Source organism: Myxococcales bacterium, from assembly GCA_016712525.1.
In the GTDB taxonomy this organism is placed as follows: Bacteria; Myxococcota_A; Polyangia; order Polyangiales; family Polyangiaceae; genus JAAFHV01.
In genome coordinates this window covers 1,374,114-1,393,663 of sequence record JADJQX010000007.1, presented here as the reverse complement: position 1 = coordinate 1,393,663, position 19,550 = coordinate 1,374,114, and the positions used below count along the sequence as shown (strand labels likewise).

The 19,550-nt window shown below is 69.3% G+C and carries 13 protein-coding genes and 3 tRNA genes; 7 read left to right on the top strand and 9 right to left on the bottom strand.

The annotated features are described in order from the left end of the window. The first annotated feature begins 50 nt into the window (after positions 1-50). Together IPK71_23010 and bfr are read left to right on the top strand one after the other, a co-directional pair. Entirely contained in the window at positions 51-1,784 is a 1,734-nt protein-coding gene (locus IPK71_23010) for a hypothetical protein (protein ID MBK8216609.1), read from the top strand. Between the two features lie 186 nt (positions 1,785-1,970). Continuing rightward, positions 1,971-2,441 (top strand): bacterioferritin, encoded by a 471-nt coding sequence (bfr, locus tag IPK71_23005; protein ID MBK8216608.1) that lies wholly within the window; start codon positions 1,971-1,973, stop codon positions 2,439-2,441. Between the two features lie 48 nt (positions 2,442-2,489). Here the strand turns inward: bfr and IPK71_23000 are convergent, their stop codons facing one another. After that, positions 2,490-3,887 (bottom strand): amidase, encoded by a 1,398-nt coding sequence (locus IPK71_23000; GenBank protein ID MBK8216607.1) that lies wholly within the window; start codon positions 3,885-3,887, stop codon positions 2,490-2,492. 45 nt (positions 3,888-3,932) lie between these two features. Beyond that, positions 3,933-4,232, bottom strand: coding sequence for a hypothetical protein (locus IPK71_22995; GenBank protein ID MBK8216606.1), 300 nt, complete (start codon positions 4,230-4,232; stop codon positions 3,933-3,935). Between the two features lie 136 nt (positions 4,233-4,368). Here IPK71_22995 and IPK71_22990 point away from each other — a divergent pair. The 3 genes from IPK71_22990 to IPK71_22980 all read left to right on the top strand — a co-directional run bounded on the left by IPK71_22990 (position 4,369) and on the right by IPK71_22980 (position 4,749). Then, a tRNA-Val gene (locus IPK71_22990) sits at positions 4,369-4,443 on the top strand. 50 nt (positions 4,444-4,493) lie between these two features. Beyond that, positions 4,494-4,567: transfer RNA gene (locus tag IPK71_22985), tRNA-Asp, on the top strand. Positions 4,568-4,675: 108 nt separating this feature from the next. Continuing rightward, positions 4,676-4,749: transfer RNA gene (locus IPK71_22980), tRNA-Asp, on the top strand. A 223-nt stretch (positions 4,750-4,972) separates the two neighbouring features. Here IPK71_22980 and IPK71_22975 read toward each other — a convergent pair. Next, positions 4,973-6,898 (bottom strand): FHA domain-containing protein, encoded by a 1,926-nt coding sequence (locus tag IPK71_22975; protein ID MBK8216605.1) that lies wholly within the window; start codon positions 6,896-6,898, stop codon positions 4,973-4,975. Positions 6,899-7,151: 253 nt separating this feature from the next. On the opposite strand from IPK71_22975, the gene IPK71_22970 reads away from it, so the two are divergent. Both IPK71_22970 and IPK71_22965 read left to right on the top strand, forming a co-directional pair. Next, positions 7,152-9,770: an AAA family ATPase gene (locus tag IPK71_22970; GenBank protein ID MBK8216604.1), complete on the top strand. Its 2,619-nt coding sequence runs from the start codon at positions 7,152-7,154 to the stop codon at positions 9,768-9,770. Next, positions 9,767-11,500 (top strand): hypothetical protein, encoded by a 1,734-nt coding sequence (locus tag IPK71_22965; protein MBK8216603.1) that lies wholly within the window; start codon positions 9,767-9,769, stop codon positions 11,498-11,500. Before IPK71_22970 ends, IPK71_22965 begins: the two co-directional genes overlap by 4 nt. Positions 11,501-11,609: 109 nt before the next feature. Here the strand turns inward: IPK71_22965 and IPK71_22960 are convergent, their stop codons facing one another. The 6 genes from IPK71_22960 to IPK71_22935 form a co-directional block, all read right to left on the bottom strand. Continuing rightward, positions 11,610-12,545, bottom strand: coding sequence for a carboxypeptidase regulatory-like domain-containing protein (locus tag IPK71_22960; GenBank protein MBK8216602.1), 936 nt, complete (start codon positions 12,543-12,545; stop codon positions 11,610-11,612). Beyond that, a complete protein-coding gene (locus tag IPK71_22955; protein ID MBK8216601.1) occupies positions 12,542-14,020 on the bottom strand; it encodes an NADH-quinone oxidoreductase subunit N in 1,479 nt (492 codons plus the stop codon). The genes IPK71_22960 and IPK71_22955 overlap by 4 nt, the downstream gene beginning before the upstream one ends. Before the next feature lie 4 nt (positions 14,021-14,024). Beyond that, a complete protein-coding gene (locus tag IPK71_22950; GenBank protein MBK8216600.1) occupies positions 14,025-15,962 on the bottom strand; it encodes an NADH-quinone oxidoreductase subunit M in 1,938 nt (645 codons plus the stop codon). After that, positions 15,962-18,544, bottom strand: a complete 2,583-nt coding sequence (gene nuoL, locus IPK71_22945; protein ID MBK8216599.1) for an NADH-quinone oxidoreductase subunit L — start codon at positions 18,542-18,544, stop codon at positions 15,962-15,964. Before nuoL ends, IPK71_22950 begins: the two co-directional genes overlap by 1 nt. Before the next feature lie 70 nt (positions 18,545-18,614). Further along, entirely contained in the window at positions 18,615-18,917 is a 303-nt protein-coding gene (gene nuoK, locus IPK71_22940; protein MBK8216598.1) for an NADH-quinone oxidoreductase subunit NuoK, read from the bottom strand. Further along, positions 18,917-19,507, bottom strand: coding sequence for an NADH-quinone oxidoreductase subunit J (locus IPK71_22935; protein ID MBK8216597.1), 591 nt, complete (start codon positions 19,505-19,507; stop codon positions 18,917-18,919). Before IPK71_22935 ends, nuoK begins: the two co-directional genes overlap by 1 nt. Between the last annotated feature and the right edge of the window lie 43 nt (positions 19,508-19,550).

The following is a 19,550-nucleotide window of genomic DNA, read 5'->3' as shown; positions in this document are numbered from 1 at the left end:
CGCCCGCGCGTGTCGTCCACGCCGCGGACGCAGAGGTCCACGCGTCGCAAGTGAGCTTCGACGGCGAGCGGCAAGAGGTCGTGCTCGACGGAGACGTCCGCGTCGACTCTCCGCCGTTCCACCTGCGAAGCTCCCACGTTCGCCTGAGGCGACGCTCCGGAGGCCCCCTCGAGCTCGAAGGCGAAGGGACCCTCGGCTTCTGCCCGTGCCTCGGCGCGCCGCTTGGCGTGCGTTTCTCGGGAGCGAAGGTCGCGCCTCCCGGCGACCTCCTGCTCGATCGGCCGGTCCTCACGACCTTCGGTGTCCCCGTGTTTTGGTTGCCGGTGTTTTGGCTCCGCGCGCCGACGAAACCAGGGCTCCTTCCTCCGGACGTGGCCTACCGCGCGAGCGACGGTCTCTATATGGGGCTCGGGGCGCATCTGCCGTGGAGGCTCGGCGAGAACGCCCTCGACCTCCGTGGGGGCGCCTACGTTCGAGGGGGTGCCGTGGCCGACGTCCGGCTCTCGTCGCGGGAGAGCCGCGCGCACGTGCGGATCGACCACCTCCGCGAGACCGGGGTGGTCGTGGACGTCCGGGGCCACACGGTCCGCTCGGGCCTCGAGCTCACGTGGGACGTCGACGCCCTCCGCGGACGGCGCGCGCTCCGCGCGACCACGAGGCTCGACGAGGCCTCCAAACCATGGGATCGCGCCGCGGCCGACGCGACCTTCGCTCGTGGGCCGCTCGCGGTCTCCATGGGGGCACGCGCCACGTCGTTCCGCGGCGGAGACCTCGGCGCGTTCGACGCGGCGGGCCCGACGGTCTCGACCGTGCTCCGCGCGGCGAGCCGTGACGGGAGGCTCGCGGCCCGCGCGGACGCCTTCGGCGCGGCCCTCGGGACGGCCGGGGGGGCGCAGTCGTTCGGGAGGGCACGCCTCGGCACCGCCGCCGTCGGAGAGGTCGGCCCGCTCGTCGCGCGCTCACGCGCCGAGGCCGAGGCCGGAGCCGCCTCGGTGGCCGACGGCGCCGACGGGATGGTCTCGGGCCTCGTCCGCACGACGCTCGCGCTCCCCCTCGCGCGTGATCTCTCGGGCGACGGATCGCTCGTGCACGTGGTGGAGCCCGTCGTGACGGGGACCGTGGGCACACGCTCTTCGGGCCCGCCTCCGCTCGGCCTACCGCCCCTGTCGGGCGACGTTCCTCACCGTGGGGCGCTCGCCGGCTCGGTGGGGGCACGGTCTCTGCTCGGTGTCCCGGCGACCTCCACGTCCCTCGAGCTCACCTTGGCGCTCGGTGTCGCGACGACCGAGCCCACGCGCGCGGTGGCGGGAGCGCACGCGAGGCTCGGCGCGCGTCATCCCCTCGTCGCAGCCGCGGGCGAGGGGGCGTGGGTCGACCGCGACACGGGCGAAGGTGGAGCGCTCTACGCGGGCGTACGAGGGCGCCTCGGGCGTGAGGAGGGCGCTCGGTTCCACGTGCACGCCGTGTTCGCGACGGCGTCCGACGCGTTCGCGGCGAGGCGCCTCGGGGAGGGCGGGGCGGACGTCCCGGCGCCCTACCTCGCCGCCCGAACGTCGTGGGTCGGCGGGCGTGGTGTGCTCCCCGTCGCGCGTCGCGTGAGCCTCATGGCCGGCGCCGACGCCGACCTCGAGGCCGTCTCCCTCCTTGGAGCGTTCGGCGGAGTGGAGCTCCGGGATGCGTGCCAGTGTTTCGTGCTCCGCGCGCTCGGGTCGCGTCGCATCGGTCGCGACGGCGTCGACGTCTGGCTCTCGCTCGACATCCTCGGCGACGCCCCGCACCGCTGATCGAGCGTGCGACGAACCTGCGCCCGAGGACCTTCGTCCAGCGCACGAGCTGCGGCCCCGAAGCGCACGGAATCGCGAGGGAAGTCCGGCTCGAACCCCGCCGCTGAAAGTGAAAGTCAAGACAATTATCGTGTTATTTCAACGCTTTACGTTGCTTCGTGCCGTCGGGTCTGGCACCTTCGGGGCATGAAAGGCGACGCCAAGGTCATCGACCTCCTGAACGAGATCCTCACCGGGGAGCTCACGGCCATCAACCAGTACTTCTTGCACGGCAAGATGCTGAAAAACTGGGGCTACGCGCGCCTCGCGCACAAGCTCCACCACGAGTCGATCGACGAGATGAAGCACGCCGACGCGCTCATCGAGCGCATCCTCTACCTCGAGGGATTGCCCAACGTGCAGCGCCTCGGCAAGGTGAACATCGGCCAGACCGTGCACGAGATGCTCAAGAACGACTACGCCGTCGAGCTCGTGGCGGTGCCGCTCTTGAACCGCGCCATCGCCGTGTGCCGTGACGTCGGCGATCACGGCACCCAAGACATGCTCCGGAGCATCCTCGAGTCCGAGGAAGAGCACGTCGACTGGATCGAAGCTCAGTTCGAGCTCATCAAGCAGGTGGGCGAAGCGCACTACCTGGCTCAGCAAATCCGCGAGTAGTCCGCCACGTGCGGGGCGAGGGGCCGTCGCCGCTCGCCCCGATCACGCTCAGGCGATGGCGACGGGCGCGCGCCGCTTTCGGTACGGGAGCGCCTCTTCGAGCACGCGGGAGATGGCGAGCACCTCCGCATCGGCGAACCTGCGCCCCACGATCTGGAGGCCGATGGGGAGCCCTTGCTCGGTGAGCCCGATGGGGAGGGACGCCGCGGGCTGGCCCGTGATGTTCGACGCGGCCGTGTAGGCGCCGAGCTCCGCGGCGCGCCGGAAGATCTCGGCCGGGCCGTCGGGGGAACGCGCGAGCCCGAGCCGTGGAGGGGGGAGGGCCACGGTGGGCGTCAGCACGATGTCCGTCTCGCCGAGCCACGCGAGGATGCGCCGTTCGAGCTCCTTGCGGATGCCCTCGACCTCGGCGTGCGAGTACCGCGCTCCACCTTCGGCCACCCAGCGCGTCACGGGTTGTGTGTCCTTCCACCGCACGAGCGGCACGTCGGCGGCGAGCTTCTGCCAGAGCGGGAGGAAGTCCTCGAGGGAGAGCCCCGGGGTGGTGGTGAGCTCCTCGACGTCGTGCCCGAGGTCAGCGAGCACCTTGGCCGCGCGGACGACGTGCGCACGAATCTCCGGGGGTGTCGCCACGAGATCGTTCGTGGTGGTGAATCGGACGAGGAGGCGCCCTGGAGGTCGCTTGGCGAGCTCGGCGAAAGGCCTCGGCGGAGGGGGAGCCCAGTGGGGTTTGCCGACCGTGATCCCGGCGAGCGCGTCGAGCATGGCCGCCGCGTCGTCGACCGAGTGGGCGAGCGGGCCGTCCGTGTAGAGGAGCGTCTCGTCCGGGAGCATGAACGCGTTGCGGATGCGCCCCCGCGACGGCTTCAACCCGAACACGTGGCAGAACGCGCTCGGAATACGGACCGACCCGGCCCCGTCGCTGCCCTGCGCGATGGGAACGAGGTCCGCCGCGAGCGCGGCGCCCGACCCGCCGCTCGAGCCCCCCGCGGTGTGCTCGAGGTTCCAGGGGTTCGCCGTGGGCGGGTGGATGTCGGGCTCGGTGATCGGCATGATGCCGTACTCGGACGTCGCGAGCTTGCCCAGGAAGACGAACCCCGCGTCGCGGAGCCGGCCCGTCGTGCGGCAATCGACCGGCGACCAGGTGACCTTCGCCCCGCGGGAGCCGAACTGCATGCGCTTGCCAGCGACGAGGTTCAGGTCCTTGACGGCCGTCGGCACGCCGAAGAACGGCGGAAGATCGCCAGGGCGCTTCGCGAGCTCCTTGTCCTTCGCGCGCGCTTCTCGGCGCGCGTCCTCGTCGAACACGGTCGTGAACGCGGAGAGGATCGGGTTCTTCGCCGCGATTCGCGCGAGGAACGCGCCCACGACCTCCTCGCTCGACACCTCGCGCCGGCGGAGCAACGCGGCGAGCTCGACGGCGCCCTTCGTGACGATCTCGTCCATGGCGAAGGGTTACCACAGCGCGCACGCACGAGCTTCCCTATGGGCCTATTCGAGGATCGCCTGGGCCCACGCCGGGGGGAGCGACGACTGCGGGATCTCGAGCACGCGCACGATTTCCTTGAGCCGCTTCCGCTCCTTGTCGGAGATCTCGCTGTCGGCCACCGTGACCCGCCACGTCGTCTGGACGAAGTCCATGATCACCTGGGACACCTCGTCCGGGGACAGCTCGCCGGAGCCGAGGAAGCCGCGGATCTCGTCGGCCTCCGACGCGTCGACCTCCGCGTCCGAAAATACGCGCGCGAGCATCCCCTTGAACCGGCGCTTCGAGGTGTCTTTGTCGAGCATGATCCAGTGATAGCCGCTCGGCCGTGGCCCGAGAAGCCCACGGGCATTCCGCGGGCTCCGGTGCGGAATCGGGACCTCCGTTCGTTTTGTGTTGACCCGAGGGCCGAAGAGTCTTAAAAGCCGCGGTGTCCGGTTCGGGCGGGTAGCTCAGTGGTAGAGCGCTGGCCTTACAAGCCGGATGTCGCAGGTTCGAGACCTGTCCCGCCCACCACGAATTTCGGGCAAAAGCAGTTCTCGAGCGTAGGTTGTACGGCCATCTTAGGGGCGGTAGTTAAGTCGGTTATAACGCCGGCCTGTCACGCCGGAGGCCGCGGGTTCGAGTCCCGTCCGCCCCGCAACCACGGAAGAAGGAGCACTCTCACGGGATGCTCCTTTTTTCTTCTCTCCTTCGCCTTCCTCTTCTCTTTTTCTTTGTTCGCTTGTCTTGCTGATTGGTCCGTTTAGGGGCGGTAGTTAAGTCGGTTATAACGCCGGCCTGTCACGCCGGAGGCCGCGGGTTCGAGTCCCGTCCGCCCCGCAACAAACGACGAAGGGAGCCTCCGAAAGGGGCTCCCTTTTTCGTTTCCGGGCGCGTGCGGGCAGGCCTCACGGTCGAGCCCGCACGTGGCGCGCAGCCTCGTGGGATGCCCGAGCGTGCCCTCTTGCCCAACCGCGCGAGCACGGGCGAGCTCCGGAGAGGGAAGGTTCCACGAAGCACGAGCCCCCGTCGTGGGCGCCACCGGCCGCGGGATCAGACCGAGTCAGTGCCGACGTTCGCGCTTGATGTTGAAGATGCGGAGGGGCTTCTCTTTGCCCTTGAGCTGCGCGGGAGGAAGCTCGTCGACCTCGAAACGAGAGCCGAGCTTGGCGAGGGTGCTCTCGCTCACGATGATCTGGCCGGCCGCCGCGATCCCGCAGAGGCGCGCGCTCGTGTTCGCGGTGTCGCCGATGACCGTGTAGCTGAGCGCCTTCGAGCTGCCGACGTAGCCGGCGACGAGCGGACCCGTGTGGATACCGATGCCCACGGCGAGCGGCGGGTGATCCTGTTCGACCAGCTTTCGGTTGAAGCGGCCGAGCGCCTCCATCTGGTCGAGGGCGCACTGGACGCTGCGGACGGCGTCGTCTTGCTGAGCGACCGGAGCGCCCCAGAAGGCCATGATCCCGTCGCCCATGAACTTGTCGAGCGTGCCCTCGTAGCGGAAGATCTGCTCGACCATCTGCTCGAAGTACTCGTTCAAGAGGTCGAGGATGGCGCCGGCGGGTGCCCCCTCGCTCATGCTCGTGAACCCGCGGATGTCGCTGTTGAACACGGAGCACTCGGGGATCGAGATGCCGCCCTTTTTGATCTCGAGCTTGCCCGAGAGCACGCGCTCGGCCACGTTCGGCGAGAGGAGCCGCGAGAACCGCTCTCGGTTCACGATCTCTTGCTCGATCTTCTTCGCGAGCAGCGTGTTCTCGATGAACATCGCCGCCTGGTTGCCCACGGCGGTGATGAGCTCGAGGTCCTTCTGTTGGAACTGCGCGAGCATCTCCGAGTCGAGCCAGAGCGCGCCGAGGACGTCGTCGTCGTGCAGCAGCGGGACCACGATCGCGCTCGAAATACGGTTCAAGATCATGGACTTGCCTTTGGCGCCGGCGAAGTCCATGGAGGCGTCGTGGGTGAGCACACCCGCGCGCTCGGAGATGACGTGGTTCAGGATCGTGGACGAGACCTCGATGGGTTTGTCGGTCCCGTCTCGGCGGTGGGCGGCGCGTGCCTGCAGCGAGCCGTCGCTCTCCTTGAGGAGAATGACGCCGCGGTCGGCCTTCACGAACTTGAAGAGAGAGAGCAGGATCTTCTGGAGGAGCTTCTCCAGGTCGCGCTCGAGCCCGATGTCTCGGGTGAGCTCCCACGTGAGGCGAAGGCGCTCGTAGTCGACGCGCAGCTGACCCGGGTCGTGCGAGACCTGGTCGAACGGGAGAAAGCCCTTCTGGAGGGCGGCGATCTGCGTTCCGATTTGGCGCGCCGACGAGTCGAGCACGTCGACCCGTGTCTTGAAGGCGGGACGATTCGGAGGAGGGGGAGGGGCGTACCCGAACGCCTGCGCCCCCTGCGCCTGCGACGGCGGACCGACGGGACCCGGAGGGCCCATCGGGCTCGTTCCGCCGGGGCCTTGGGGGTGGTGCTGCATGGGCATGCCCGGCTGCCCGGGGTAAGGAGGCCTCCCCTGAGGCATCGGCGGAGGCTGTTGGGCTTGCCAGGGGCCGGACTTGCCCGACACCGCGCCCGGGTTCGGCTGCGACGGCATCGGGGGACGCGGCGGCGGCGCGCCATAGCCTTGGGGCGCCGTCTGTTGAGGGGCGACGCCGGGGTGGAGCACCGCACCCGGGCCCACCGCCTGCGGAGAAATTTCGAGGGGCGAGGAGCCGTCGTCGTACCGCGCGCGGGTCATTCCGAGCGAGATCTCGTCGCCGTGTTTGAGGAGCTGCTCGCCACGGACGCGCTCGCCGTTGATGTACGTGCCGTTCAAGCTGCCGAGGTCGCGCAGGACGAAGCGCCCGTCCCGCTCCTCGACGATGCAGTGCTCTTTCGAGACGATCTTGTCGAGCAGCTGGATGGAGTTGTTCGGGTGTCGGCCGAGGCTGTTCGTGCCTCGAAGCTCGATCGCCTGCTGGCCCTCGGGTGTGGCAAGGATCAATCGAGCCATTCCCCGGGGATGCTACCGCGAAGTGTGCTCCGCGAAAGAGCCTTTTTGGGGTGGGGGCCGAAGGCCGCGAGATCGCGCCTGGGCGCCGCGCTCCCGCGTTTCGCTCGTCCGGCCGCGCCGCGCTCTGGTACGGTCGGAGGTCCGCGATGACCGAGCCCAAATCCCCGAAGAAACCCCAAGGCACACGGTCGGCAACGAAGGGGCGGGGCGGCGCGACGAAAGAGCGGCCGCGCGAGAGCTTGCCCCCGCGCTCGTGGACCGACTCGTTCGTGGTCGCCGAAGGGCACGGAAAAAACGCGTTCGTGGTTCGCCCCGAGGAGCTCACCTTCCACACCCCGATGGAGCTTTTGCCCGAGGAGCCGCGCTCGAGCGATGGCCTCTTCGAGATCGTCGGGAGCGTCGCTCGTCGCGCCCTCGCCCTCGGAATGGCGGCGCGCGAGCCGAGCTTCCACGTGTTCGTCGCGGCCGAGCCCGAGGTGATGATCGAGGACGACGTCGTGCGCTTCGCCGAGCGCTTCGCCGAGGCCATGCCCGTCCCCCCGACATCGTCTACGTGCACGACTTCGATCGCCCGGAGGCGCCGCGCTCGCTCGCGCTCCCTGCGGGGCTCGGGCCGGCGCTCGTCGAGGCGGTGAGCGGGCTCGTCGAGAAGCTCCGCTCCGACATCCCCGAGATCACCGACTCTCAGGAGGTGCGCGACGCGCAGACGGTGCTCGGGCGCGAGCTCGATTCGAAGAACCGCGAGGTCTTGACGAGCCTCGAGACGCGGGCAAAAACGCTGGGCTTCGGCATCAAGGCCGTCCCCGGCGGGGTGCAGACGTTCCCGATCTTGCACGGGAAGCCCGTGAGCCCGGAGCAGTTCGGGGCGTTCGACGAGACCACCAAGCGCGCCCTCGCGGACGCCGAGGAGCGGCTCACGGCCGAGGTCGCGAAGGCTGCACAGCGGGTGAGGAACGAGAGCGCGCGCTTCGACGCGGCCCGCGCCGAGGCGATCGGCGCCGCGGTCGAGACGTTGGTGGCCGAGCGGATGAAGCCGATCCACAAGGCGTTCGCCTCGGCCGGCGAGGACGTCAAGAAGTACCTCCGCGCGGTCGAAGAGGCGCTCGCGGCCGACTGGGAAGACCTCGTCGAGGACGACGAAAGCCCGGCCGAAGAGGAGCCGGTCTCGGCGAAGGAGGCCCGGGATCACGATCCGGAGCACGCCACGCGCCTGAACCGCTTCCACGTGAACTTGCTCGTCCAGTCGGACCCGGAGGGGCACGCCCCGGTCTTCTACGAGACGAACCCTACCTATCCGAATTTGTTCGGTTATTTGGAGCGTCGTGCCCGGTTCGGCGCGCTCCTCACCGACTTCACGCGCATCCGCCCCGGGACCCTCCACAAGGCCTCGGGAGGCGTGCTCGTCGTGCGCGCGGTCGACCTCATGACCGACCCGATCATCTGGGAGCGGATGAAGCGGGTGCTGCGCGAGCGTCGGCTCGGCGCCGAGGATCCGCTCGGGCCGCTCGGCCTCTACGCGACGACGCTGCGTCCCGAGCCCGTCCCGATCTCGGTCCGTGTCGTGCTCGTGGGGCCCCCGGCGCTCTACGCGGCGCTCCTCGACGCCGATCCGGATTTTGCTGCTCTCTTTCGCGTGAAGGTCGAGGTCGAGCCGTCGATCCCTCGTACGGAGGAGGCCCTCCTTCGGCTCGACGCGTACTTGATGGCGATGGCGCACGAGCGGTCGTGGGGGAAGTTCGATCGTGCGGCTCGAGCGAGGTTGCTCGACCTCGCGGCGCGACTCTCGGGGGATCGCGAGCGCCTGAGCCTCACCTTGTCGCCGCTCGAGGAGACCGCGGCCTTCGCGAGCGCGATTGCTCACGCGAGGGCCCTCGGTCTCGACGGCGGGGACGACGTCGGCCCTGCGTCGCTCGCCCCGCTGCGCGCCAAGGCGGCCTCGAGGGGCGCGCCTCCGGTCGAGGCGGTGACGACGGTCGAGGACGTCGACGCGGCCTGGAGAGAGCGGCGCGAGCGGCTCGGCTCGGCGGAGCGCCACATCCGCGAGCTCACCTTGCGGGGTGAAATCGCGCTCGAGACCGACGGCTATCGGGTCGGCGTCGTCAACGGGCTCTCGGTCTTCACGGCGGGCGACGTCGAGTTCGGGCAGCCCATGCGGATCACGTCGGTCGTCGCGCTTGGTCGCGAGGGCATCATCGACGTCGAGCGCGAGGCGCAGCTCGGCGGGGCCATTCACACGAAGGGCGTGGCCATCCTTCGCGGGTACCTCGGCAAGATGTTCGGGCAAGAGCGGCCGCTCAGCTTGCGCGCGCAGCTCGCTTTCGAGCAAAGCTACGGCGAGATCGACGGAGACAGCGCCTCGTCGACCGAGCTCTACAGCTTGCTGTCGACGCTCGCGGAGATCCCCGTCGACCAAGGCATCGCCGTGACTGGCAGCGTGAACCAGCTCGGTGAGGTGCAAGCCATCGGCGGCGTTTGCGCCAAAATTGAGGGATTTTTCGACCTTTGTGTGGCTCGAGGCCTCACCGGCCGCCAAGGTGTCATGTTGCCGAAGGCGAACCTCCCGCACCTCGTGCTTCGCGACGACGTGACCCGGGCGGTCTTGGAGGGGAAGTTCCATCTCCACGCGATCGAGACGGTGAGCCAGGGCATCGAGGTCCTCACGGGCGTGCCCGCGGGCGCGAGGGATCCCCACGGGCGGTTCCCTGCGGGGAGCGTGTTCGGACGCGTCGAGAGGCGCGTCATCGAGATCGCCGAGCGGCTCCGGGAGGCGGAGGGAGGGCGTGTCCCCGCGTCGCCCGCGTCGATGGAGGACGTGAGCGCGGTGGACCTCGGCGGCGACGAGGTCGACTTTCGCGGAGGACGCGGAGGATGAAGGCGGCGCGAGCCGCGGTCCTCGGAGACGTGTGGGGTCGCGCCACGACGATGGCGATCGTCGTGGGGTCGCTCTCCGGGTGCCTCGGGCCGAGTGACGTGACGAGGCTCGCCGGGGGGGAGCTCCGCGTCGGACCGGCGGTGTCGATGCGCGCGTACGAGGCGTTTTTGCAGGGCGCCATCGCGGAAGAACAAGGCGATTTTGCGAGGGCGGAGCGTGGCTACCTCGCGGCGATCGCCGCAGGACCGAAGGAGGCCGAGCCATGGGCGAGGCTCGGCACGGTGACGTGCACGCGGAGCCCCAAGCGCGCGGACGACGCGTTCGAGCGTGCGCTCGGGTTCGATCCCGAGCTGGAGAGCGCGCTCGAGCGGAGGGCCGCGTGCATGAAGCTCCGCGGGCTCCCGGCCGATTTTGGGCCTGCATTTCGGCAGAAACCGCACCGCGTAGAGACGGCCGCGCGTGCCCTCGTCGAGGGAGGTGGCTCCTCCGCCGGCGACGCGGCGCTCGCGCTCACGGTCGCGTACGCGGAGGTGCCGGCGGCGTGGGACGCGCTCGCGGCCTACGCCGCGGCACGCGGGGACACGCGCACCGAGGTGCGCGCGCTCGTCGAGCGCGCGCAAAAAGACGCCCCCGGCCGCACACGCGCGCTCGCGCGCGTGTGCGGCCTCGCGGACGCGGGGTTCGTCGCGTACGCCCGCGAGCTCGCGGCCGCCGCGGTCGACGCGCGCCCCGCGGTCGGCCCCGCGTCCGGCTCCGCCGGACGCGAGGCCGACTGCCGCGACGCCCGCGTGCTCGCCCTCGACGAGGCGCTCGCGCGCGGCGACGTCGCCGCCGCGCGGCGACGCGCCGTGCGCACCCACGTGGGCCTCGAAGAAGCCGCGTCGCGCGCGCTCGCCATGGGCGAGCGCGCGCTCGCCCGTGAGGTCGCGCGCGCCGTGGCCGAGTCCTCGCCGGACTCGGCCGCGGCGCACCTCGTGCTCGCCATGACCGACCCCGGGCCCGAGGTCGCGGCGCGGCTCCATGGGCTCCCGCGCGCCTCGCGGCCGCTCCCCGCGGCGCTCGCCGTGGTCGTCGCCGAGGCGCTCCTCGCGCACGCCGGGCGCGACGCGGCGCGCGCCTGGCTCACCGCCGTGCCCGTCGAGCCCGTGTCGGGGCGCGACTCGCTGCTCCTGTCGCGGGTGGTCGAGCTCGTCGTCGCGCGGATCGCGAGCGAAGGCATGTTGCCCCCCGAAGGGCGCGCCGAGCTCGCCGTCCGCGAGGGGCGGCGAGGGGAGTGTGGCGTGGGCGGCGGGGGCACTGCGGGCGGCTCGGGTTCTGCGGGGGCCCGCCGAGCGGAGCCGGAGGCTCCGCTCGACGGGCCTCACGCGTACCTCTGCGCGGCGTGGGTGGCGCCGCGCTCGGGCGCGACCCGCGCGCTCCGCGCTCGGCTCGCGCCCGAGCACCCCGTCGTTGTCGTCGCGGACGTGCTCGTGGGGCTCGCCGAGGCGAGCCCCGCGAGCACGGGCCCGGGGGCCGCGGTGGTCGTGGGGCCCGCGGGCGCGCCCGGCGACGCGGCCCTCTCGGGCCGCGTCGCCGAGGCGGGCCATGGGGCGCTCGTCCTCGCCGCGCGTGTCCAACTGGCCCGCGCTCGAAGAGACGCGGACGGCGCAGCACGCGCGGCTCGCCTCCTCGCGTCGGCGCCGCGCGCGCTCACCGACCACGAGAAATTGCTCTCGCAGGACAAGCTGTAGGCGCAAGGGTTAAGTCGCGTGGCTCGTCTCGTGCGCCATGCTCGGTCGGCGAGGAGGACGAGCGGCACGCCTCTCCGTTGGCCGCCTCACGCCACGCGGAACGTCTCGCTCACCGCAGCGGGTCGGGCTTGATCTTCCCGGCGTCGCCCTTCGCGCCCGCGTCGCCCTTCGCGCCCGCGTCCTCGCCGTACGAGAGCACGAGGTCGACGCGTGTCACGACGTTCGGCGCCACCGTCACGTCCTTCGCCGCGTCGCCCGTGAACGCCGGGTGCGCGACGTTGACCGTCGCCTTGCCGGCCGGGATGCCGTCGATGCGGTACGTGCCCTCGATCGAGGTCGTCGCGTGCAGGGGGTGCATGAGCACGTACACGTCGACGTCGACGTACCCGAGGACGCCCCGATCGATGAGGTGGAACCGACCAGGGTTCGGTGGGAAGAGGTGGACAGGCGAGACCGAGTGCGGCGCCGCGATGCGGAGCGCCAACACCGGCTGTCCGTCGATGTCGGGCGTGACGATCTGCTTCTTGGAGCGGTTGTAGACGTCGAGGCGCTGACCGAACGTGAGGAGAACGGTCCGGCGATCGTACGCACAGGCATCGAACGACGTCTCGACGTGATCGGTCTTCGCAGGCACGAACCCCTCGTACCCGGTCACCGCCACGACTGCGTCCGCGAGCGTGCGCCCCTCCCCGACGGTCGCCCCCACGCGAAAGGAAGAGCCGTACACGGCCGCTGCCTCGGGGCACTTGGAGAAGTCGGCGCGCTTGCCGGTCGTCGCCGGTGGCGGCGCACCTCTCACGACGATCGTTCCTTCGACGCTCCCCGTAGGCCCTTGGTAGGTCGGGAGCTTCGACGGGTTGATGATCTCGTTCACCTTGGCCGCGTCGTAGTACGTGGCCGCGGGAGCGGCGGTCGGCGTGGGCGTGGCCGCCTCGGCTTGCGGCGCGCTCGGCGGAGGTTTCGGGCCGTCGTCCTTCGGAGCGTCGCGGCAGCCGACCAGCAGCGCCGCGACCACGACCGAACGAAGAAGACCCGAGGAGCTCATCCCGCCCCGAACGCAGCGGCCGCCTTCATGGCGACGTCGATCGAGAGGGACGGCGAGACGCCCAAGACGACGACGAGGAACGCGCTGAGGAGGAGGGCGGCGTTCACGTAGCCCGAGCGCATCGGCGTCGCGACGGGGGCGCCCGCCGCGGGCTCGCGCATGTACATGAACACGAGGACGCGCAGGTAGTAGTAGGCGCCGATGACGCTGTTCAAGAACGCCACGATGGTGAGCCACGTGAAGCCCCCGTCCATGGCGGCCCGGAACACGAACCACTTGCCGAAGAAGCCGGCCGTGGGAGGGAACCCGGCGAGGGAGACCAAGAAGAGCGAGAAGGGCAGGGCCGCGGCCGGGTGTCGGCGACCGATGCCGGCGAGGTCCTCGTAGCTCACGGCCTCGGCGCCGAAGCGGCCGCAGAGGATGAGCGTCCCGAACGCGCCTGCGGTGGAGACCGTGTAGGTGAGTAGGTAGAAAAGTACGCTCGCGCTTCCTTGCGCGGGGCTCTTCATCGTGGCGACCACGCCGACGAGGAGGTAGCCGGCGTGGGCGATGCTCGAGTACGCGAGCATGCGCTTCACCGACTCTTGGCGACCGGCGATCAGGTTCGCCACGGTCATCGTGAGGACCGCGATCCAGGCGAGCACCGGGGGCCACCCGCTCGACCAGGACATCGAGCGCGCGTCACCGAAGCACGTCAGCAAGACGCGGAGGAGCATCGCGAACGCGCCGCTCTTGACCGCGACCGCCATATAGGTCGTCGCGGGCGTGGGCGCGCCTTCGTACGCGTCCGGCGTCCACATGTGGAAGGGCACCGCGCTCACCTTGAAGACGAGGCCCGCGAGCACGAGCACCATGGCGACCAGCACCATCGGGGCGTTCTCGCCCGTCTTGATGCTCGCGCCGACCCCGGTGAGGTCGGTGTGGCCGGTCGCGCCGTAGAGGAGCGCGAAGCCGTAGAGCAAGAGCGCGGCGGCGAACGACCCGAGGAGGAAGTACTTAAGGGCCCCCTCGGCCGAGCGGGGCGAGGTGCGACGGAACGCGGTCATCGCGTACGCGCCGATCGACATCGTCTCGAGACCGATGAAGAGGGTGAGGAAGTCTCCGGAGGCGGCGAGCATCATCGCGCCGAACGTCGCGAAGAGGAGGAGCGAGTAGAACTCGCCACGCTCGATTTTGTGCTCCGGGAGGTAGCCGCCCGCGAGGAGCGCGGCGAGGCCGCCTCCGAGGCAGAGCAGCGCGTTCATGAACATCGAGAACTTGTCGATGACGAGCCACGGGGCGAGCACCTCGACCCCCGGGATCGCCTCGATGCCGTACAGCCACACCGAAGCGGAGAACGCGAGCCCGGCGAAGAACACGATGGCCGTGCCGAGGGCGAGCCCCGCGCGGACCTTCGAGAAGGCCTCGGCCAACATGAGCAGGAGGGCGCCGACGGCGACCACCAAGAGGGGAGACAGTGCAAAGGCGAGGAGCATGGCGTCAGTGGCCTTCGGCCGCGGGGGCCTTCTCGGGTTCGGGCGCCGAGGCCTTCTTAGGGGCCTCCGGGCGGCGGGCCTGGAGCTTGATCGGCCCTTGGTAGAACTTCGGGCCGGGGTTCTGCTCGATGCGGCTCGAGTAGTCGTCGTGGATGCGCGCGACCGCCCCGGCCATCGGCTCGAGCAGGAGCTGCGGGAAGAAGCCGATGATGAAGATCATCCCGATGAGCGGGGTCACCGCGATGAGCTCGCGGCCGTTGAGGTCCGTGAGCTTCTTGTTCTCGGGCTTCGTGATCTTGCCGAAGAACATCTTCTGGACGGCCGTGAGCATGTAGAGCGCGGCCAAGATGACGCCGATCGCCGCGCCGACGGCCTGGATGCCGTTCACGTGGTTCAGGCGGATCGAGGTGAACGTGCCCGTGATGATCATGAACTCGCCGACGAAGCCGTTGGTCCCCGGGAGGCCCACGCTCGACATCGACACGATGATGAAGAGCGTCGCGTAGACCGGCATGACCTTCGCGAGGCCGCCGAACTCGTCGAGCATGCGCGTGTGACGGCGGTCGTAGATCGCGCCGACCAAGAGGAAGAGCGCGCCGGTCGAGATGCCGTGGTTGATCATCTGGAGCACGGAGCCCTCGATCGACGCGGGCGTGGCCGCGAAGATGCCGAGCATCACGTACCCGAGGTGGGCGACCGACGAGTACGCGACGAGGCGCTTCACGTCGTCTTGCTTCCAGGCGCAGAGCGCACCGTAGAGGATCCCTCCGAGGACGGCGATGCCGCCGAGCGTCGGAGCGGCCCACCCGCAGGCCTCGGGGAAGAGACCCATGCAGAAGCGCAGGTAGCCGTAGGTACCCATCTTCAGCATCACGGCGGCGAGGATGATCGAGCCCCCCGTGGGCGCCTCGGTGTGGGCATCGGGCAGCCACGTGTGCACCGGGAACATCGGCACCTTGATGCAGAAGCTCAGGGCGAACGCGGCGAAGAGCCAGATCTGGACGTTGTGCGGGATCGCGAGGCGCTGGAGCTCGAAGTAGTCGAAGCTCACCTGCCCACCCGACGCGCGCGAGTACGTGTACGCGAGGTAGAAGATCGCGACGAGCATCAGCACGGAGCCGGCCATCGTGTAGAGGAAGAACTTGATGGCGGCCTTGATCCGGTTCGCGCCGCCCCACACCCCGATCATCACGTACATCGGGATGAGCATGAGCTCCCAGAAGACGTAGAAGAGGAAGAGGTCCATCGCGACGAGCGCGCCGATCATGGCGCCCTGGAGCACGAGCAGCGAGAAGCACCAGTCCTTGATGCGGGTGTCGATCGACCCGAACGACACGTACGCCGCGATCGGCATCGTGAAGACCGTGAGCATCACGAGCCAGAGCGAGATGCCGTCGAGCGCGACGTGGTAGTGGATGCCGAAGCGCTCCACCCACACGACGTCCTGCACGAAGTGGAAGTCTCGCCCCATCGAGACGCGGAGCAGCGGAATGCTCGCGAAGAGCGACACGATCATGACGCCGAGCGTGATCGCTTTGAGCGTCCGCGGCGCTTGGCGCGGCGCGAAGAGGATGGCCACCGCGCCGAGGAAGGGGAGCGCGATGAGCCAGCTCAGGATGGTGTGGGACTCGGCGGGGAGCTCCGCCGGGTCGGTGGCCTCCGCGGCTGCGGGCCACATGCGCTGGACGAAGAGGGCGAGCAGGGCCGCGATGAGCCCCATCGTGATGCGCACCCCCCACGAGCGGTTCCGCGGGATCGCGCCGACGACGAGGGCAGGGACGAGCAAGGGGAGGAGCCCCCCGAGCCGACCGAGCACCTTCGCGAGGAAGTCGGGTACGACAATGTAAGACGCGCTCGCGAGAACGAGGAGCATCGCCCCGACCACGAGGACGGAGTACGGCGCGTTCTTCTGTGCGGGCTCGGGTGATTGGACGGCGGACATCAGTTCTTACCCAGGTTGTCGGAGGGGAGATCGACCGAGCCGAGCTTCTCGGGTTTCTCGCTCGTGGGACCTTTCAGCGTGACCTCGCGCGAGGCCTGGAAGCCGAAGGCGTTCTTGACCTCGAGCTTGACCGTCTGGGTCTTGTCGGCGTCGAGGTGCACTTTGAGCTGCGTGCTCGCGGGCGAGAACTTGTCGTCCTGCGGCTTGCCGGAGGCTTCGGGCGTCCACCGGTAGCCGTAGCCCATGCCGGGCGCGGCCTCGAGGACGTAGTCGCCGTTGCCCGTGGCGCGGGTCGAGACGTCGGCCCGGGGGACGACGACGAACCAGCCGATGAGCACGATGCCTAGGGCCATCGCCCCGGCGTAAACGTGAACGACGCCGTTCTGGAAGACCCGGAGGACCGTGCCGAGCGCCGCGACCACGAGGGCCGTGAGGCGGGCGATGATCGCGTCGAAGAAGCTCTGATCGACCGAGATGGCCGTGTCGGCGAGCGCGTCGACGCCGTTCCACACGGTCGCGTCGTAGAGCTCGTCCACCCGCCACTTGTCGACGAGCAGCTTGTGGAGCCCCGGCGCCTTCTCGGCCATGTCCTTCGCGGGCTGGCCCTTCTTGGCGATGTAGAACTGGTAGGCCACGAAGGTGCCCACCGCGAAGGCCGCGAAGGCCGCCGCCGTGAGCGGGTATTCCTTGTGGTGAGCCGCCTCGGCGTTCGGCAGGACCTGAATCGCCTTCTCGGCCTCTTCGAACACCGGCTCGAGCCAGTGCTCCATCGGCGGCTTGTGATCCTTGAAGAGCCCGGCGAAGAGGCCGGGGTTCAAGAAACCACCCGCGAGAGACAACGTCGCCAGGATCATGAGGGGGACGGTCATCTGCCAAGGCGACTCGTGCGGAGCCGCACCCGGCACCTTCAGGTCTTCCTCGTGGTGATGATCGTCGTCGTCACCGTGGTCGCCGTGGTCGTCGTGATCGTGGTGCTCGCTCGCCGGCGCCTTGCCGATCGTCCACCCCTTGAAGTCACCGAAGAAGGTGAGGATGAAGGCGCGCGACATGTAGAACGCCGTGAGCACGGCCGTCGCGAGGCCCATGGCCCAGAGGACCGGGCCAATCCACGTCGGCTGCTGCCAGAGCTTCTCCGCGGCCTTGGCGCCCATGTGGGCGGCGGCGGGGTTGACCGGATGGTTCACGAAGGCCTTGAAGAGGATCTCGTCCTTCGAGAAGAAGCCGGATGTGAGCGGGAAGCCGATGATGGCGAGCGTGGCCGCGCCGAACGTCCAGAACGTGTACGGCATGTACTTGCGCAGGCCGCCCATGTTCCGCATGTCCTGCGACTTCACGTCGTCGTGGATGCGCGCGTGCATCGCGTGGATGACGCTGCCGGCGCCGAGGAAGAGGCAGGCCTTGAAGAACGCGTGCGTGAACACGTGGAAGAAGCCCGCGGTGAACGCGCCGACGCCGACGCCGAGGAACATGTACCCGAGCTGGCTCACCGTGGAGTAGGCGAGCACCTTCTTCAGATCGTTCTGCACGAGCGCGATCGTGGCCGCGAAGAGCGCCGTGAACGCGCCCGTGAAGGCGATGACCGCCATCGTGAAGGGCGAGAGCACGAACACGAACGAGAGGCGGCAGACGAGGTAGATGCCGGCCGTGACCATCGTGGCCGCGTGGATGAGCGCCGAGACCGGGGTTGGGCCCGCCATGGCGTCGGGGAGCCACACGTAGAGCGGGATTTGCGCGCTCTTGCCGGTGCACCCGAGGAAGAGCATGAGCCCGACCGCCGTCGCGCCCGTGATGACGAGGGGAGTCTTCGGCTGGAGGAAGGCCAAGAACCCTTGGAACTGACCGCCGCCGATGGGCCAGAGGTGAACCTGCATCTGATCGGCCTGGCTCACGAGCGAGCCCGACCCTTGCTCGATGCCGCTCCAGTCGAGCGCGCCGGTGTAGTGCACCAGCAGGAACATGCCGCAGAGCAGGCCGAAGTCGCCGATGCGGTTGGCGACGAACGCCTTCTTGCCCGCCTGGGCGTTCGGTCCGTGCTGGTACCAGAAGCCGATGAGGAGGTAGCTGCAGAGGCCCACGCCCTCCCACCCGACGAAGAGCACCGGGAGGTTGTCGCCCAACACGAGGACGAGCATCGAGAAGACGAAGAGGTTCAGGTAGGCGAAGAACCTCCAGTACGCCTTGTCGTTCTCCATGTAGGACGACGCGTAGAGGTGGATGAGGAAGCCGACCCCCGTGATGACGAGCATCATCACGCCGGAGAGCGCGTCGACGCTGAACTTCAGCTCGATCGGCACGGTCATCTCGCGTGCCCCGGTCGTGCGCATCCACTGCCACGCGAGCCACGAGAGCTTCACGTGGTGGCCGGGGTGCTGCGACGACTCACGGTCGAGCACGAGGAACGTCACGACCGCACCGGCGAACGCGATGCCCATGGCCGAGAGCGCCATGGTCTTGACGGCTTTTTTGCCGAGGCGCTGGCCCCAGATGCCATTCACGATGGCGCCGAGGAGCGGCATGCCCAGGACGAGCGCGAGCAGCGCGAAGTCGCCGGTGGGGAAGAGCGTGGTCAGAAACTTGAGCATCGGACGTGGTGTCCTTGGTGGAAGATATCGAAAAGGTTCGACATTTTGGCCCGTCTGCGAGACGGGGGCGCTAGTTCTTGAGGAGGTCGGCCTCGTCCGTGCGCACCGAGCGGCGAAGACGGAAGATCGAGATGACGATGGCCAAACCGACGGCGACCTCGGCCGCCTCGGCGGCGATGAGGAAGAACGCGAAGAGCTGGCCGGTGTGGGCCTTGGGCATCGACCGGTTGAACGCGACGAGCGCCACGTTCACCGCGTTGAGCATCACCTCGATGCTCATCAGGGTGACGAGCACGTTGCGGCGCACGAGGAACCCGATGCCGCCGATGGTGAACAGGATGGCGGAGAGCAACACGTAGCTGTTCGTGGTGATCACGAGGCGATCTCCTTCGTCTTGGCCTTGGCCGCGACCTTCGTGTCGACGGCGGGGGCGGGCTGCTTGCCGCGCGCGACGGCGACGGCCCCGATGATGGCGACCATGAGCAGCGCGCTCGAGAGCTCGAAAGGTACGAGCCCCTGGGTGAAGAGGAGGCGGCCGAGGGTGTCGATCGTGCCGAAGTCGTTCGGAGGGAGCGGAGGCTCCGTGCCCGCGCCCGGATTCGCTTCGGCGGCCGCGAGGCCCGCGCGGACGAGCAGGCCCATCGCCGCGATGCCCGACAGCCCGAAGGCTGCCGCGCCCACCACGCGGCTCGGGAGGCCGCGTTTGTCCGACGGCGTGCTCGCCGACGGACCGATGAGCATGATCACGAACAGGAAGAGGACCACGATCGCGCCCGCGTACACGATGAGCTGGATCGCCGCGAGGAACTGCGCGTGGAGCGCGAGGAAGAGCCCCGCGATGTTCAAGATCATGAGCAAGAGGCCCATGGCGCCGCGGATGGGGTTCTTCGCAGCGACCGTGGCGATCGCTCCGATGACCGCCATGGTGGCGCAGATCCAGAAGTAGGCTTGTCCGAGATTCACGGGTGGTCCTTGGTTCCGAGGTTCGGTCCGCGTTGCGGGGCCG